This is a genomic window from Serratia entomophila, from assembly GCF_021462285.1.
Classification (GTDB): Bacteria; Pseudomonadota; Gammaproteobacteria; order Enterobacterales; family Enterobacteriaceae; genus Serratia; species Serratia entomophila.
The window spans coordinates 4,138,130-4,154,513 of record NZ_CP082787.1 but is presented as its reverse complement, the minus strand read 5'-3'; the positions used below and the strand labels follow the sequence as shown (position 1 = coordinate 4,154,513).

Annotated in this window: 14 protein-coding genes; 5 read left to right on the top strand and 9 right to left on the bottom strand. The window is 61.9% G+C overall.

What is annotated here, in order from left to right:
* Positions 1 to 110: 110 nt before the first annotated feature.
* Positions 111 to 1,391, top strand: coding sequence for a polysaccharide deacetylase family protein (locus KHA73_RS20065; RefSeq protein WP_234586240.1), 1,281 nt, complete (start codon positions 111 to 113; stop codon positions 1,389 to 1,391).
* Positions 1,392 to 1,552: 161 nt separating this feature from the next.
* Here the strand turns inward: KHA73_RS20065 and panD are convergent, their stop codons facing one another.
* The 3 genes from panD to panB all read right to left on the bottom strand — a co-directional run bounded on the left by panD (position 1,553) and on the right by panB (position 3,861).
* Positions 1,553 to 1,933 (bottom strand): aspartate 1-decarboxylase, encoded by a 381-nt coding sequence (gene panD / locus KHA73_RS20060; RefSeq protein ID WP_004937544.1) that lies wholly within the window; start codon positions 1,931 to 1,933, stop codon positions 1,553 to 1,555.
* 255 nt (positions 1,934 to 2,188) lie between these two features.
* Complete coding sequence (gene panC / locus KHA73_RS20055) at positions 2,189 to 3,043, bottom strand: pantoate--beta-alanine ligase (RefSeq protein ID WP_234586239.1); 855 nt, start codon at positions 3,041 to 3,043, stop codon at positions 2,189 to 2,191.
* A gap of 23 nt (positions 3,044 to 3,066) precedes the next feature.
* Positions 3,067 to 3,861, bottom strand: a complete 795-nt coding sequence (panB, locus tag KHA73_RS20050) for a 3-methyl-2-oxobutanoate hydroxymethyltransferase (RefSeq protein ID WP_234586238.1) — start codon at positions 3,859 to 3,861, stop codon at positions 3,067 to 3,069.
* A gap of 169 nt (positions 3,862 to 4,030) precedes the next feature.
* Between panB and qseB the strand changes: the two genes are divergently transcribed.
* Both qseB and qseC read left to right on the top strand, forming a co-directional pair.
* On the top strand, positions 4,031 to 4,693 hold the full coding sequence (gene qseB, locus KHA73_RS20045; RefSeq protein WP_234586237.1) for a quorum sensing response regulator transcription factor QseB: 663 nt from the start codon (positions 4,031 to 4,033) through the stop codon (positions 4,691 to 4,693).
* Positions 4,690 to 6,048 carry a quorum sensing histidine kinase QseC gene (qseC, locus tag KHA73_RS20040; protein WP_234586236.1) on the top strand — a complete coding sequence of 453 codons (1,359 nt, stop codon included), beginning with the start codon at positions 4,690 to 4,692 and terminating at the stop codon, positions 6,046 to 6,048. The genes qseB and qseC overlap by 4 nt, the downstream gene beginning before the upstream one ends.
* Positions 6,049 to 6,051: 3 nt before the next feature.
* Here qseC and folK read toward each other — a convergent pair whose 3' ends face one another.
* The 6 genes from folK to thpR form a co-directional block, all read right to left on the bottom strand.
* Positions 6,052 to 6,546 (bottom strand): 2-amino-4-hydroxy-6-hydroxymethyldihydropteridine diphosphokinase, encoded by a 495-nt coding sequence (gene folK / locus KHA73_RS20035; protein ID WP_234586235.1) that lies wholly within the window; start codon positions 6,544 to 6,546, stop codon positions 6,052 to 6,054.
* Positions 6,546 to 8,093 (bottom strand): polynucleotide adenylyltransferase PcnB, encoded by a 1,548-nt coding sequence (gene pcnB, locus KHA73_RS20030; RefSeq protein ID WP_380740407.1) that lies wholly within the window; start codon positions 8,091 to 8,093, stop codon positions 6,546 to 6,548. Before pcnB ends, folK begins: the two co-directional genes overlap by 1 nt.
* Positions 8,094 to 8,154: 61 nt before the next feature.
* Positions 8,155 to 9,066 (bottom strand): tRNA glutamyl-Q(34) synthetase GluQRS, encoded by a 912-nt coding sequence (gene gluQRS / locus KHA73_RS20025; RefSeq protein WP_234586233.1) that lies wholly within the window; start codon positions 9,064 to 9,066, stop codon positions 8,155 to 8,157.
* 195 nt (positions 9,067 to 9,261) lie between these two features.
* Positions 9,262 to 9,717, bottom strand: a complete 456-nt coding sequence (gene dksA, locus KHA73_RS20020) for an RNA polymerase-binding protein DksA (RefSeq protein WP_061798640.1) — start codon at positions 9,715 to 9,717, stop codon at positions 9,262 to 9,264.
* A gap of 172 nt (positions 9,718 to 9,889) precedes the next feature.
* Positions 9,890 to 10,597: a DNA/RNA nuclease SfsA gene (gene sfsA / locus KHA73_RS20015; protein WP_234586232.1), complete on the bottom strand. Its 708-nt coding sequence runs from the start codon at positions 10,595 to 10,597 to the stop codon at positions 9,890 to 9,892.
* On the bottom strand, positions 10,594 to 11,136 hold the full coding sequence (thpR, locus tag KHA73_RS20010) for an RNA 2',3'-cyclic phosphodiesterase (protein ID WP_234586231.1): 543 nt from the start codon (positions 11,134 to 11,136) through the stop codon (positions 10,594 to 10,596). The genes sfsA and thpR overlap by 4 nt, the downstream gene beginning before the upstream one ends.
* Before the next feature lie 56 nt (positions 11,137 to 11,192).
* Here thpR and hrpB point away from each other — a divergent pair, with 56 nt between their 5' ends.
* Both hrpB and mrcB read left to right on the top strand, forming a co-directional pair.
* Positions 11,193 to 13,655, top strand: a complete 2,463-nt coding sequence (gene hrpB / locus KHA73_RS20005) for an ATP-dependent helicase HrpB (protein WP_234586230.1) — start codon at positions 11,193 to 11,195, stop codon at positions 13,653 to 13,655.
* A 105-nt stretch (positions 13,656 to 13,760) separates the two neighbouring features.
* Entirely contained in the window at positions 13,761 to 16,265 is a 2,505-nt protein-coding gene (mrcB, locus tag KHA73_RS20000) for a bifunctional glycosyl transferase/transpeptidase (protein WP_234586228.1), read from the top strand.
* Positions 16,266 to 16,384 lie beyond the last annotated feature (119 nt).

The window sequence follows — 16,384 nt, the reverse complement described above, 5'->3', positions numbered from 1 at the left end:
AATAAAATTGCTCAAATAACCCCTTTCTCCCCGCTGTTCAAATCGTGCTATGCTGGCGCTCCACATTTTCTCCATTTTTGTTATTACGCACTCGTAAGCAGAACATAATCATGCGGCCTCAACACAAGATAGCGGCTGGGCTACTCGGCGTTCTGATAGCGCTGACGTCTCCGGCGAGCCTGGCGAATCTGCTGTCGGAAGACAGCGCGGTTCAATCTGAATACATGGAAGCGCAGCGCGACAGCGAAGTTTATTCGCTGATTGGCGAGCATGTGATCCCGGTAGGGGAAGTGAAGCGCGGGCAACTGATCCAGGTGTTCCCGGCGGATGCGGAATATTACGAATTCAAGTTTGGCCACGGCACCGGCTTTATCGATAAAGACGACGTGCGCGGGCTGAAGAAATCGCGCAAGGTGGAAGACGCCCTCGGCGAACTGAACAAACCGCTGACCAACCAGAATCTGATCACCCAAAAAGCGATCAACGTCTATACCGCCGCGGATAACGAGAGCGAGGTGTTCGGCACGCTCGAGGAAAATCTGCGCTATCCGATTATCGGCAAGCTGAAGGATCGGTTGAACAACACCTGGTATGAGATCAACATCGGCGATCGGCTGGGCTACGTCAGCGATCTGGACTGCGAGATAGACAACGGCATCCCGGTCCTGACCTATCACCATCTGTTGAAGAACGAAGAGAACAAGCGTTTTCGCCATACCTCGACCACCACTTCGGACGTGGCGTTCAGCAACCAGATGACCTACCTGAAGCAGGCGGGCTACGACACCATCTCGCTGTATCAGCTGGAAGCCTACCTGAAGAACCAAATCAACCTGCCGGGCAAGGCGGTGGTGCTGACCTTCGACGACGGGCTGAAGTCGGTATATCGCTATGCTTATCCGGTGCTGAAAGAGTACGGCTTCCGCGCCACGGCGTTTATCATTTCTTCGCGCATCAAGCGCCATCCGCAGAAGTGGAACCCGGATTCGCTGCAGTTTATGAGCGTTTCGGAGCTTAAGCAGATCCAGGACGTGTTCGACGTGCAGTCGCACACCCATTTCCTGCACCGCACGGACGGCAACCGCCAGCCGATCCTGCTGAGCCGGTCGCTGCACAATATCGAGTTTGATTTCGAGCGTTCACGCCGCGCGCTGTCGCAGTTCAACCCGCACGTGCTGTACGTGTCCTATCCGTTCGGCGGCTACAACCAGCGCGCGATCCAGGCGGGGAAAGACGCCGGTTTCCATCTGGCGGTGACTACGGTGCAGGGCAAGGTGAAGCCGGGGGATAATCCCTATACGCTGAAGCGGCTGTATATTTTGCGCACCGATTCCATCCAGACCATGGCGGACCGAATAGCCAACAAGCCGGGAACGGTGGTGGTGCAATAATACTCGTCATATTTCAAGCTGCATCTTTGTTGGCTACGCTTGCTCACCCGAATCACTTACTTCAGTAAGCTCATCGGGCCTCGCTCCCTTGCCGCCGCGATGCAACTCGAACTATTTAGCGTATCGAGTGAAACGGGCGCCGAATGCGCCCGTTTTTACTCTCAGGCTACCTGAACCGGCACGGCTTTCGCCTTGCGCTGCAGGTTGTTGTCACCTTCGAAATAGGCGACTTTAGGATGGTGTTGGCGGGCGTCGGCGTCGGTCATCTGCACGTAAGAGCAGATGATCAGTTTGTCGCCCACGCAGGCGCAGCGCGCAGCCGCACCGTTGACCGAGATGATGCGCGAACCGCGCTCGGCGGCGATGGCGTAGGTGGAAAAACGCTGGCCGTTATCAACGTTATAAATGTCGATAGCTTCATATTCCAGAATGCCGGCGGCCTCCAGAAAATCCTGGTCGATGGCGCAGGACCCTTCATAGTGCAAGTCTGCCTGAGTGACTTTGACCCGATGCAGCTTGCCTTGCAGCATAGTACGTATCATAGCTTTACCTAACTGAATATCGGCCTTCGCAGGCGATTGGGGTGGCGTTTATCCCCTTCGTCTTTCAAGCCGTAGCGTTGTTGGCTGCTTACGCTCACCCCAGCCACTTACTTGAGTAAGCTCCTGGGGATTTACGAGCCTCGGCCATGAGGCTAGCCCTTCGGGCCAGCGCTTGCCGCCTGGCTGCAACTCGAAATCCATTGGGTAGAATTTTTATTACTTTCCCGGTAATAAGGATACCAAATATGCAAAAAACTACAGCGTCAGATCGACCTGCTGATTGTCGATCAGGCGCGCTTTGCCCAGCCAGGCGGCCATCAACACCACCGCACGGCGGCTTTCGGTCGACAGCGGCTGCAGGCTGTCTGCGTCGCGGATAAACAGTTCGTCCGGGGTAAAGCCGGCGGCGCGCAGCTGCTCGGCGCTGCGCTCCAGCAGTTCGTCGACGTGGCGTTCGCCATCGGCCAACCGCTGCGCCAGCGCGTTCATGATCGCGCTGAGCTGCGGGGCGATTTTACGCTCCTCGGCGGTCAGGTAGCCGTTGCGCGAACTGAGCGCCAGGCCGTCTTTGGCGCGCACGGTCGGGACGCCGACGATGTCAATGTCGTAGCCCATGTCCGCCACCATTTTGCGGATCAGCGCCAGCTGCTGGTAATCCTTCTCGCCGAAGCAGGCCAGATCGGGCTGCACCAGGTTGAACAATTTGCTGACGATGGTGGCGACGCCGCGGAAATGGCCAGGGCGGCTGGCGCCCTCCAGCATGGAGGAAATGCCCGGCACATCGACAGAGGTTTGCTGTTCCAGGCCCTGCGGATAAACGTCGGCCGGCGCCGGCGCAAACACCAGATCCACGCCGCGGCGGGTCAGCTTCTCGCTGTCTTCCTGCAGCGTGCGCGGGTAGCGCGCCAGGTCGTCCGGGCGTTCGAACTGCATCGGGTTGACGAAGATGCTCACCACCACGATATCGGCACGCGCGCGCGCCTCGTCGACCAGCGTCATGTGCCCGTCATGCAGGTTGCCCATGGTTGGCACCAGCGCGACGCGTTTACCGTCCTGGCGCCAGCGGCGGATCTGTTGGCGCAGCAGCGGTAGGGTCTCGATAATAATCATTGGCTAACTCCTGGAACCATCGCTTAATTAAAAGAGTGTTCTTCTGCGGGATAGACGCCTTGCTCCACGTCCTGGATGTACTGCCGCACCGCCGTGCGGATATCGCCGCTCTGCGCCAGGAAGTTTTTCGCGAATTTCGGCGTATGGCCGCCGGTAATGCCGAAGGCGTCGTGCATCACCAGGATCTGGCCGTCGGTCGCGTTGCCGGCGCCGATGCCGATCACCGGGATAGACAAGGCGGCGGTGATTTGGCGCGCCAGTTCGGTCGGCACGCACTCCAGCACCAGCAGTTGGATGCCGGCCAGCTCGAGGTTCTGCGCGTCTTCCAGCAGCTGCTTGGCGGCCAGCTCATCGCGGCCCTGCACCTTGTAGCCGCCAAACACGTTGACCGACTGTGGCGTCAGGCCCAGATGACCGCATACCGGCACGGCGCGTTCGGCGAGCATTTTCACCGTCTCGCACAGCCAGCTGCCGCCTTCCAGCTTCACCATGTTGGCGCCGGCGCGCATCAGTTCGGCGGCGTTGGTGAAGGTTTGTTCCGGGGTGGCGTAACTCATGAACGGCAGGTCGGCCAGCAGCAGGCAGGCCGGCGCGCCGCGGCGCACGGCGCGGGTATGGTAGGCCACGTCGGCGACGGTGACCGGCAGCGTGGAGTCGTGGCCCTGCAGCGTCATGCCCAGCGAATCGCCCACCAACAGGACTTTGATGCCTTGCTCTTCAAACAGTTTGGCAAAGCTGGCATCGTAGGCGGTAAGGGTAGCAAACTTGCGTTGCTCCTGTTTCCACTGGCGCAAATGGGTCACGGTGGTGGGTTTCATCACTTCGTCTCCTGAATCGAACCCTGCGGCACACGCGGGGCTCAGGCTGCAAAAAAGTGCTGTCATTCTACTGTAACCCTATCGGGGTGGGTAGCGCAGATCATCATGCTTAAGAGGTTCTTAAGAACCTTATGCTGTAATAGACGGCAATGGCTAAAAAAGGACGCTTATGCGAATTCTGCTGATAGAAGATGACAAGTTAATAGGCGACGGCATCAAGGCTGGGCTGACCAAGCTCGGCTTCAATCTGGACTGGTTCACCGACGGGCTGGTCGGCAAAAATGCGCTGGAAAGCGCGCCCTATGATGCGGTGATCCTCGACCTTAGCCTGCCGGGCCTCGACGGCCTGGCATTGTTGCGCCAGTGGCGGCAGGCCGGGCACGACGTGCCGGTCCTGATCCTCACCGCCCGCGACGCGCTCGAGCAGCGGGTCAGCGGCCTGCAGAGCGGCGCCGACGACTATCTCTGCAAGCCGTTCGCTTTGGCTGAGGTCGCGGCGCGCCTGCAGGCGCTGATCCGCCGTCGCCATGGCCAACTGCAGCCGCAGCTGGTGCACGGCGGCGTGGTGTTTGACGTCGCCACCCGCAGCCTGAGCTGCAACGGCGAACCCGTCATGCTTACGCCGAAAGAGCTGGCGGTGCTGGAGCTGTTCCTGCACAACAAGGGGCGGGTGCTGGCGCGGCCGCTGATCCAGGAGAAACTGTACAACTGGGACGACGAGGTGAGCAGCAACGCGGTCGAGGTGCACATCCACCACCTGCGGCGCAAGCTGGGCAACGGTTTTATCCGCACCGTCCATGGCGTGGGCTATACGCTGGGGGACGCGCCGTGAAGCGTCTCAGCCTGCGTCTGCGCCTGATCCTGCTCTTCAGCCTGCTGGCGCTGCTGACCTGGGGGGCCGCCAGCCTGGTCGCCTGGACGATGACGCGCGACAACATCAACGAAGTGTTCGATACCCAGCAGATGCTGTTCGCCAAGCGGCTGGCGACCGCCAACCTCGGGGACCTGCTGGCCGATGAAAGCGCGCGCAGCCTGCCGAAAACCAAAAAGCTGTTGCGCCATGGCAAGCGCGGCGATCAGGACGACGACGCGCTGGCTTTCGCCATCTTCGCTCGCGACGGCAAGATGCTGCTCAACGACGGGGAGAACGGCGCCGATTTCCGCTTTGACGGAGAGCGCGAAGGCTTTACCGACGGTGAACGCAAAGGGGATGACGACAGCTGGCGCCTGCTGTGGCTGACCAGCCCGGATGGCCGCTATCGCATCGTGGTCGGGCAGGAGTGGGATTACCGGCGCGATATGGCGTTGGGCATGGTGACCGGCCAATTGGCGCCCTGGCTGGCGATGTTGCCGGTGCTGATGCTGCTGATTGCGCTGATGGTCGGGCGCGAGCTGCGGCCGCTGCGCACGGTGGCGGCCGGGTTGCGCCGGCGCGCGCCGGACGATGCAACGCCGCTGGACGCGCGGCAGGTGCCGACCGAAGTGCGGCCGCTGGTGGATGCGCTCAACGCGTTGTTCAGCCGCATCAATGCGCTGTTGGTGCGCGAGCGGCGCTTTACCTCAGATGCCGCCCATGAGCTGCGCAGTCCGCTGGCGGCGCTGCGGGTGCAAACCGAAGTGGTGCAGCTGGCGGGCGACGATGCGCAGATGCGCGAGCATGCGTTGGACAATCTGACGCTCGGCATCGATCGCGCTACCCGGTTGGTGGATCAGCTGCTGACGCTGTCGCGGCTGGATTCGCTGTCGGACTTGGCCGAGTTGGAGCCGGTCGACTGGAGTACGCTGGTGCCAATGGCCTTGGCGGAGCAGGACCGTCAGGCCCATGCGGCGGGCGTGACGCTGCGCTATGAGCAGCAGGGGGCTCCCAGACCGCGGCAGGGCCAGGCGCTGCTGCTGTCGCTGCTGGTGCGCAACCTGGTGGATAACGCCGTGCGCTATACCCCAGCGGGCGGCACGGTCACCCTCCGGCTGACGGAGCGCCTGCTGACGGTTGAGGATAACGGACCGGGGGTGACGGCGGAGCATTTGGCGCGGCTGGGGGAGCGCTTCTACCGCCCGCCGGGCCAGGAGCAGACCGGCAGTGGGTTGGGGCTGTCCATCGTACAGCGCATCGCCGGGTTGCACGGGCTGCGGGTGACTTTCGCCAACCGGCCGGAGGGTGGGTTTGTTGCTCAGATGCTGCTGTAGGGCTTAGGGCTTGGGCTTATGCCATAACGCCATGCCGTTTTCCGGCACGCGTTTCAGGCAGCTGGCGAGTGATTCGCCATCGGGGAACACCAGATCGGGGGCGATCTCCGCCAGCGGGTAGAGCATGAATTCGCGCTCTTTCAGGCCGTAATGCGGTACCGTCAGGCGGTCGGTGTGGATCACCCGATCGCCGTACAGCATGATGTCGAGATCGAGGGTGCGCGGCCCCCAGCGTTCATCCTTGCGCACGCGGCCCTGATTGCGTTCTATCGCCTGGGTGTGGTCGAGCAGCTGTTCGGGCGGCAACAGGGTATCCAGCGCCACCACCGCATTGAGGAAATCCGGCTGGTTTTGCGGCCCCAGCGGCCTGGTGCGGTAAAACGACGAACAGGCGATCAGCCGGGTGCGCGGGAGATGCTCCAGCGCCTCCAGTGCGGCTTTAACCTGTTGCAGCGGCTGCGCCAGGTTGCTGCCCAGCGCGATATAAACGCGGATCATTATGCCCCTTCTTTACGCGGTGCCCGGCGGCGCGGACGGCGTTGACGCGCGCGGCGCGGCGCCGGATCGTCGCCCAGGGTGGTCAACATGGCCTTCTGACGCGCCGGCGTGGCCTCCTGGAACTCGCCCCACCATTCGGTCAGGCGCAGCATTTCCTGATTGTCTTCCACTTCGGCGCGCAGCGCCAGCAAATCGTAAGCGGCGCGGAATTTCGGGTGCTCCATCAGCTTGTGCGCGCGTTTGCCCTGACGGCGAGACAGGCGCAGCTGCAGCTGCCAGATATCGCGCACCAGCGTGGTGATGCGTTTCGGAATCGCCAGTGAACGGCACTGTTCGTCCAGCACATCGTTCATCGCCAGCGCGAAGGCGTCGTAGTAGGCCAGGCCGCTTTCCTGCGCCAGCTTCTGCGCGTGTTCCAGCAGCGGGTACCACAGCATGGCGGCGAACAGGAACGCCGGATTGACGCGCATGTCGTTCTGCAGGCGGTGGTCGGTGTTTTTCAGCACCTGCGCCAGGATGCGTTCCATCGGCGTGTCGTGGTTCGGCGTGAAGTTGCGCGCAATCAGCGGGAACAGCGGTTGGAACAGCTGGTATTCACACAGCTTCAGGTAGGTGGGGTAACCGTAGCCCGCCTGCAGCAGCTTGAGGGATTCTTCGAACAGACGCGCCGGCGGGATCTCATGCAGCAGCGAGGCCAGGCGCGGGATCGGCTCGGCGGTTTCGTCGCTGATGGTCATGTCCAACTTGGCGGCGAAGCGCACCGCACGCAGCATGCGCACCGGGTCTTCACGGTAGCGGGTTTCGGGATCGCCAATCAGGCGGATCACGCCCTGTTGCAGATCGCGCAGGCCGTCGACGTAGTCACGCAGCGTAAAGTCCGCCACGCCGTAGTACAGGCTGTTGATGGTGAAATCGCGGCGCTGGGCGTCTTCTTCGATCGAACCGAAGATGTTGTCGCGCAGCAGCATGCCGTTTTGCGCCTGCTGGGAAGAGTTTTTATCCGATTCCGGGTTCTGCTCGTGATGACCGCGGAAGGTGGCCACCTCGATGATTTCCGGGCCGAACATCACGTGCGCCAGGCGGAAGCGGCGGCCGACCAGGCGGCAGTTGCGGAACAGTTTGCGCACCTGTTCCGGCGTGGCGTTGGTGGTGATGTCGAAATCTTTCGGTTTCTTGCCCAGCAGCAGATCGCGTACGCCGCCGCCGACCAGGTAGGCTTCATAACCGGACTTGTTCAGGCGGTAAAGCACCTTCAGCGCATTCTCGCTGATGTCTTTGCGTGAGATCGCGTGCTGTTCGCGTGGGATCACGGTCATAGAACCGGTTCCTTCCGCGGCGGGAAACGGCGCGCGTTTACGCGGCGCAGAGCGGCGGGCAGGGGCGTCTGTTCCGCGATCGGCGGAACGTTGCGACGGCGCGGGGCGCGTTTCTGCAGCCACGGTTTCTTCGCGGACTACGTTTTTATCGCTGACCGGCGCTTCATCGCGGGGCAGCTTGTCATCGCGGATTAGTACCTTACGGCAGAAATTGGCTACTCGGGTAAAAATGGTACACCTCGATAGTGACTGATAAAAATGGAGCTAACAAAAAATAGCGGCTAATCATAGCTCACCATGGCCCCTTTGAGAATGCCGACGTGTTTTCGTCCAGGGGGATCGCCTCCTGGCGCGGCACGTTTTCCAGCTGCCAGTGCGCGACCGCCCAGCTCAATAATAACGGCAGGTCAAGATCTTGCCAGCTTTCCGGCAGCGGTTGGCGCAGAAATTTCAATGCGGCGACCAGCACCGGGCGCGGATCGCCGCCGGGCAGCGCGGGCGCGTGGTTTTGCTTCGACAGCTTGATGCCGTTGGCGCCCAACGCCAGCGGCAGATGCACGTAAGAAGGCGCCGGCGCCTGCAGCTGATGATACAGCGCAATCTGGCGCACCGTGGGTTCGATCAGGTCGGCGCCGCGTACGATTTCGGTCACGCCCTGAAAATGGTCGTCGATCACCACCGCCAGATTGTAGGCGAACAGCCCGTCGCGGCGGCGAATGATAAAGTCTTCGCCGGCCAGCGCCGGATCGGCACGCAGTTCGCCCTGCAGGCGATCGTGAAACGCATAGACGGGAGCGGACTGGCGCAAGCGGATGGCGGCGCCCTGCGGGCCGAGATGCAAATCGCGGCAGTGGCCGTCATACAGGCCGCCGATGTGCTGAATGCGGCTGCGGGTGCAGGTGCAGTAATAGCTGAGCCCCCGCTGTTGCAGCAGATCCAAGGCGGCGCGGTAGGCGTCGTGGCGTTGAGACTGATAGATGACCTGGCCGTCCCAGAGGAGACCATAATGTTCCAGAGCGGATAAGATACGATCGGCGGCGCCGGCGACTTCGCGCGGGGGATCGATATCTTCAATGCGAACCAACCATTGCCCGCGCTGGGCGCGAGCCTGGAGGTAGCTTCCCAGAGCGGCAATCAGCGAACCGAAATGCAGATCCCCGGAAGGCGATGGGGCAAAGCGCCCCACATAATGACTTTCTTGCATATCAGAGGGGAAAGGTTCCCTTTACTCTGTGCGGTGTGCGCATGAACGCACACCGCAGCGGTAACATACTCGTTATGCCTGAAACTGCATCTGCGTTGGCTGCGCTTGCTTACCCGAATCGCTTACCGGAGTAAGCGCTTCGGAATGCGCATTCTTGCCGCCGTGATGCAGCTCCAATCATGTAGAGTAGCGGTATTAGCCGGCCATCTGCTTTTCGCGGATTTCCGCCAGGGTCTTGCAGTCGATACACAAATCGGCGGTCGGACGCGCTTCGAGGCGACGAATGCCAATCTCCACGCCGCAGGATTCGCAGTAGCCGAAATCTTCGTCTTCCACTTTCTTCAGCGTTTTCTCGATCTTTTTGATCAGTTTGCGTTCACGGTCACGGTTACGCAGTTCAAGGCTGAATTCTTCTTCCTGCGCGGCACGGTCGACCGGATCCGGGAAGTTGGCAGCTTCGTCTTGCATATGCGATACAGTACGGTCCACTTCGTCCCTGAGCTGGTTGCGCCACGCTTCAAGAATGCGCTTGAAATGCGACAACTGGGCGTCGTTCATGTACTCTTCGCCCGGCTTCTCTTGGTACGGCTCCACCCCAGCGATGGCGAGAATGCTCAAGGACGAGGTTTTACGGTTTTGCCCTTCTTGCATGTTGCTTCTCCTACATACACACGCACTATCGAATCCCCAATGCGGGGGAAAAACAGGCCGCTATAAATAACAGAAGGAAGGTAGGTTGGCAATTATTCCTGTCGCCCGCTTGACAATGCTGTGAAGGGAGGCGTATTTGGCGATGCGCTAACCTTATTACTGCCCGATTCCGCTAATCGATAAAAAACGGTAACTTATCGCAGAGAGATATACCGTCAGGTGATAATTTAGCCCCATAACAAACCACTTCTACTCCCAACTGCCGGACCTGCGCTAACAGTGCCGCATAACGCGCATCTATATGATGTGCCGGTGCGACCTGTTCAATACCGCTGTGCAACACGGCAAAGAACAACACCGCCCGCTGCCCGCTTTCAACCACGCTGAGCAACTCACGCAGGTGCTTTTGTCCTCTGAGCGTTACCGCATCAGGAAAGTAACCACGTTGTTGTTGCAGTAATGTGACTGACTTAACTTCAATATAGCAGTTAACCCGATTTTCTGCCTGTAATAACAAATCGATACGACTGTTTTCACTGCCGTATTTCACCTCGCCGGCAATTTTACTGTAACCGGATAATTCATTGACGAGATCCCGTTCGATCGCCTCGCGCACCAGGGTGTTGGCGCGCAGCGTATTGACGCAGATCCAGTCGCCCTGCTGGGTATGGGTCAGTTCCCAGCTGTGGGCGTATTTGCGCTTGGGGTTGTCCGAGGTGGAATACCAGACGGTATCGCCGGGCGTGGCGCAACCGGTCATGGCGCCGGTGTTGGCGCAGTGCAGAGTGAAAGTTTCCCCTTCCGGGGTGATCACGTCCGCCAGAAAGCGTTTGTAACGTTTAATCAGCGTGGCGGAGCGCAGCGGCGGGGTGAAGATCATCGGTTTTCCTGAGGGGCCAGGGGCCATTGTTCGAGCTGATGGTAACGGGTGCGGCCGTTTTCAAATACCGACTGATATAAGGCGAAGGTCTCGGCATTGAAGGCCCAACCCGGCGTTGTCGGCGGGATCGCCACCGGTTGGGTGGCGGCGCGCAGCAACGTGATGTGCGGGTGAAACGGCATGGGGCTTTGGTAGCAACCGCTGCGGGCGGCCTGCGAGCGCAGCAGCTCGGCCAGCTGCAGCAGCCCGCGCGGTGCGCGGCGGGTGCCGAGCCACACCACGCCGGGGCGCGGCCAGTGGCCGAGATCGTCAAGCCGCAGGCTGAACCCGGGTTGGGCGATGCGGTCAGCCAGCCGGGCCAGCGCCTGCTCTTTCTGGGCGCTGACCTCACCGAGGAACGCCAGCGTCAGGTGCAGGTTGGCCGCCGCCACCGGCCGCCCCGCCTCCGGTGAAAAGGCGTCGGCGCGCCAGCGGATCACCTGCTGCTGCAGCGCATCAGGCAAGGGCAAAGCGAAAAACAGGCGGCGCGAACTGGACATGGATACCCGGCAAGTGAATGAAACGCAGAGTCTAATGCTACAATGTACGCCGTTTAATGTTAACCACCACGGAGAGTTCTGTGTCTTCACTGCCCGTCAGCGCGGTACTTGATGAGTTGCTCACTGCGCTGCAATCCGCCCCGCAGGTCTTGCTGCACGCCCCGACCGGCGCCGGCAAATCCACCTGGCTGCCGCTGCAGATCCTGGCTAAAGCCGGCTTGCCCGGCCGCATCATCATGCTGGAGCCGCGGCGGTTGGCGGCGAAAAACGTCGCCTACCGGCTGGCGCAACAGCTGGGTGAAGAACCCGGCCAAACCGTGGGCTACCGCATGCGCGCCGAAAGTAAAAGCGGGCCGCAGACCCGGCTGGAAGTGGTGACCGAAGGCATTCTCACCCGCATGCTGCAACAGGACGCCGAGCTGCAGGGCGTCTCGCTGGTGATCCTCGACGAATTTCACGAGCGCAGCCTGCAGGCCGATCTGGCGTTGGCGCTGCTGCTCGATGTGCAACAGGGGCTGCGCGAAGATCTGAAGCTGCTGATCATGTCGGCGACGCTGGACAACGCCCGGCTGGCGCAGCTGCTGCCGCAGGCGCCGGCGGTGGTTTCCGAAGGGCGCAGTTTCCCGGTCGATCGTCAATATCAGCCGCTGGCCAGCCATCAGCGGCTGGAGGACGGCGTGGCGGCGGCGGTGAAGCGTTTGTTGGCCGAACAGCCGGGCTCGCTGCTGCTGTTCCTGCCGGGCGTGGCGGAAATCAACCGGGTGCTGGAACGCCTCAACGGCGAGTTGCCCGGCGATACCGATCTGTGCCCGCTGTATGGCGCCTTGCCGCTGGCGCAGCAGCAGAAAGCGATCCAGCCGGCTCAGGCCGGGCGGCGCAAGGTGGTGCTGGCGACCAATATCGCCGAGACCAGCCTGACGATTGAAGGTATCCGCCTGGTGATCGACAGCGGGCTGGAGCGGGTGGCGCGCTATGACGTGCGCAACGGCCTGACGCGCCTGGTGACGCAACGCATCAGCCAGGCCTCGATGGTGCAGCGCGCCGGCCGCGCCGGGCGTCTGGAGCCGGGCATCTGTTGGCATCTGTTCGCCAAAGAGCAGGCGGAGCGTGCGGCGGAGCATGCCGAGCCGGAGATCTTGCAAAGCGATTTGGCCGGCTTCTGGCTCGAGCTGCTGCAGTGGGGCTGCCACGATGCGGCCCAACTGACCTGGCTCGATCGGCCGCCGGCGCCGGCGCTGGCGGCGGCCAAAGGGCTGCTGCGCCGGCTTGGCGCCACGGACGAGGGCGATAAGCTCAGCGCGCAGGGGCGCCAGATGGCCGCGCTGGGCTGTGAGCCGAGGCTGGCGGCGATGTTGGCCGCCGGTGCTGCGCTGGGCGCCGAGGGGGTGGCGACGGCGGCGGCGTTGGCCGCATTGCTGGAGGAGCCGCCGCGCGGCGGGCAGATGGATATCGGCTATTGGCTGAGCCGGCCGCAGCCGAATTGGCAGCGTCGCGCCGCCCAGCTGACGCGCCGCCTTGCGCAGCGGCCGGGGCAGGTCGATGCCGATTTGGCGCCGCGCCTGCTGGCGCTGGCGTTCGCCGATCGCATCGGCCAGCGGCGCGGGCAGGATGGCCGTTATCTGTTGGCCAACGGCATGGGCGCGGCGATGAATCAGGATGAAGCGTTGTCGCGTGCGCCCTGGCTGATTATCCCCAGCCTGCTGCAGGGGCATAACAGCCCGGATGCGCGTATTCTGCTGGCGTTGCCGGTGGAGATCGACGCGCTGGCGGCGCAGCTGCCGGCGATAGTCTCGCAGCAAACGGCGGTGGAGTGGGATGAAGAAAAGGGCACGCTGCGCGCCTGGAAGCGCCAGCAAATTGGCCGCCTGACGCTGCGCGCCCAACCGCTGGCCAAGCCGGCGGATGAAGAACTCCAGCAGGCGCTGATCGGCTGGGTGCGGTCGCAGGGGTTGGCGGTGCTCAACTGGGACACCGCCGCCGAGCAGCTGAGGGTGCGGCTGCAGTGTGCGCAGCGCTGGCTGCCGGAGGCCGCCTGGCCGCCGGTGGACGATGAATCGCTGCTGGACGCGCTGGAGCGCTGGCTGCTGCCTTCGCTGAACGGCGTGCGCGATCTGCGCGGGTTGAAGCAGGTTAATATCGCCGAGGCGTTGGCCCGCTTGCTGGACTGGCAGCAAAAGCAGCGGCTGGATAATGCCTTACCCACTCATTACACTGTGCCGACCGGCAGCCGCCTGCCGATCCGTTATGACGCCGGCAAACCGCCCGCGCTGGCGGTGCGTTTACAGGAGGTGTTTGGTGAACAGCGCAGCCCAATGTTGGCTGAGGGTCGCATCCCGGTGGTGCTTGAGTTACTCTCACCGGCGCACCGGCCGCTGCAAATCACCGGCGATCTGGCCGCATTTTGGCAGGGCGCCTATCGCGAGGTGCAAAAAGAGATGAAGGGGCGCTATCCGAAACACGTGTGGCCCGACGACCCGGCCAATACCGCCCCGACGCGCCGGACCAAAAAGTACCAGTGAATGCGTATGGAATTCAGATGTTTCTTCTGTTCAGCGGCCTGGCGCCGGGACAGATTAAGCGACTAATAATGGCGGCTGGGCCGCCAAGCTCGGAGAACAACAGCAATGGCCGGGGATGACCGCGAGCCCATCGGGCGCAAAGGAAAACAACCAAAACCCACCGCGTCGCGCAAGCCGCCGCGCCGTCGCCGAGACGACGATTATGATGAATACGAAGAAGACGAGTATGACGATGATGAGTATGAAGAGGAGCAGCAGCGCATGCCCCGTAAGGTGAAAGCGACTCCGCCGCGTAAAAAGCGCCGTTGGCTCGGGCTGCTGATTAAGCTGATCCTGATTGTCGCCGTGCTGCTGGCGATCTATGGCGTTTACCTGGATTCCCAGATCCGCAGCCGCATCGACGGTAAAGTCTGGCAACTGCCGGCGGCGGTGTACGGCCGCATGGTCAACCTGGAACCGGGCATGCCGTACAGCAAAAAGGAAATGGTCGATCTGCTGGAAGGCATGCAGTACCGCCAGGTGAGCCGCATGACTCGCCCGGGGGAATTTACCGTGCAGGCCAACAGCATCGAGATGCTGCGCCGCCCGTTCGACTTCCCTGACGGCAAAGAAGGGCAGATCCACGCCCGGCTGGATTTCCAAAACAACCGCCTGGCGAAGATCGAGAATATGGAAAACCAGCGCAGCTTCGGGTTCTTCCGCCTCGATCCGCGCCTGATCACCATGCTGCAGTCGCCGAACGGCGAACAGCGGCTGTTCGTGCCCCGCGCCGGTTTCCCGGATCTGCTGGTGGATACGCTGATCGCCACAGAAGACCGCCATTTCTACGAGCATGACGGCATCAGCCCGTACTCTATCGGCCGCGCCGTGCTGGCCAACCTGACCGCCGGCCGCGCAGTGCAGGGCGGCAGCACCCTGACGCAGCAGTTGGTGAAGAACCTGTTCCTCACCAACGAACGCTCGCTGTGGCGCAAGGCCAATGAAGCCTATATGGCCTTGCTGGTGGATTACCGCTACAGCAAGGACCGCATTCTCGAGCTGTACCTGAACGAGGTGTATCTCGGCCAGAGCGGCAACGATCAGATCCGCGGCTTCCCGCTGGCCAGCCTGTACTACTTCGGCCGCCCGGTGGATGAGCTGAGCCTCGATCAGCAGGCGCTGCTGGTCGGCATGGTGAAGGGCGCTTCGCTGTATAACCCGTGGCGCAACCCTAAGCTGGCGCTGGAGCGCCGCAATCTGGTGCTCAAGCTGTTGCAGAACCAGGGGGTGATCGACGCCGAGCTGTATGACATGCTGAGCGCGCGTCCGCTGGGCGTGCAGCCGAAAGGCGGGGTCATCACCCCGCAGCCGGCGTTTATGCAGATGGTGCGTCAGGAGCTGCAGACCAAACTGGGCGATAAGGTCAACGACCTGTCCGGCGTGAAAATTTTCACTACTCTGGATCCGGTGTCGCAGGACGCGGCGGAAAAAGCGGTTGAGGACGGCATTCCGGCGCTGCGCGCAGCGCGCCATGTGAAGGATCTGGAAGCGGCGATGGTGATTGTCGATCGCTTCAGCGGCGAAGTGCGCGCCATGGTCGGCGGTTCCAACCCGCAGTTCGCCGGTTTTAACCGCGCGGTGCAGGCCCGTCGCCTGGTCGGCTCGCTGGCTAAGCCGCCGACTTACCTGACCGCGCTTTCCGAGCCGGACAAGTATCGCCTCAACACCTGGCTGGCGGATGCGCCGCTGTCGCTGAAACAGCCGAACGGCGCTCTCTGGCAACCGAACAACTATGACCGTAAATTCCGCGGCAAGGTGATGCTGGTCGACGCGCTCGCCAACTCGCTCAACGTGCCGACGGTCAACCTTGGCCTGTCGGTGGGGCTGGATCAGATCAGCGCCACGCTGCAGCGTCTGGGCATACCCAAAGCGGAGATCAATCCGGTGCCTTCCATGTTGCTGGGGGCCATCGGCCTGACGCCGGTGGAAGTGGCGCAGGAATACCAGACCATCGCCAGCGGCGGCAACCGTGCGCCGCTGTCTGCGGTGCGCTCGGTGATCGCCGAGGACGGTTCGGTGCTGTACCAGAGTTTCCCGCAGGCGGAACGCATGGTGCCGGCGCAGGCTGCTTACCTGACGCTGTACGCCATGCAACAGGGCGTTATCCGCGGAACTTCCCGCTCACTGTCGGTGAAGTTCCCGAACTACAACCTGGCGGCGAAAACCGGTACCACCAACGATCTGCGCGACAGCTGGTTTGCCGGCATCGACGGCAAGGAAGTGGCGATCGCTTGGGTGGGGCGCGATAACAACGGCCCGGCCAAGCTGACCGGCGCCAACGGCGCGCTGACCCTGTACCGCCGCTATCTGGAAAACCAGACGCCACTGCCGCTGATGCTGCAGCCACCGGAAGGCATCAACCAGATGGGCATAGATTCGGCAGGCAACTTCATCTGCGGCGGCGGTAGCTGGCGCACCATCCCGGTATGGACCGATAACCCGCAGGGGCTGTGTCAGGCCAGCCAGGCGGCTGTTCAGCAACAACAGCAGCAACAGCAGCAACAGGCTGCGGGTGAGCAGAAAGATGCGGATGGCGTCGCCGGTTGGATCAAGGACATGTTCGGCCAGTAAACCGTCGCTGAGGTAAAACGCTTAAGCGAAAAATTTTTCTTTATTATTAAGCCCGTAACCTTTGTTGCGGGCTTTTTTGTTTTTTCGCACGCTTTATTTCCACGAGGTTAATAAGGCTA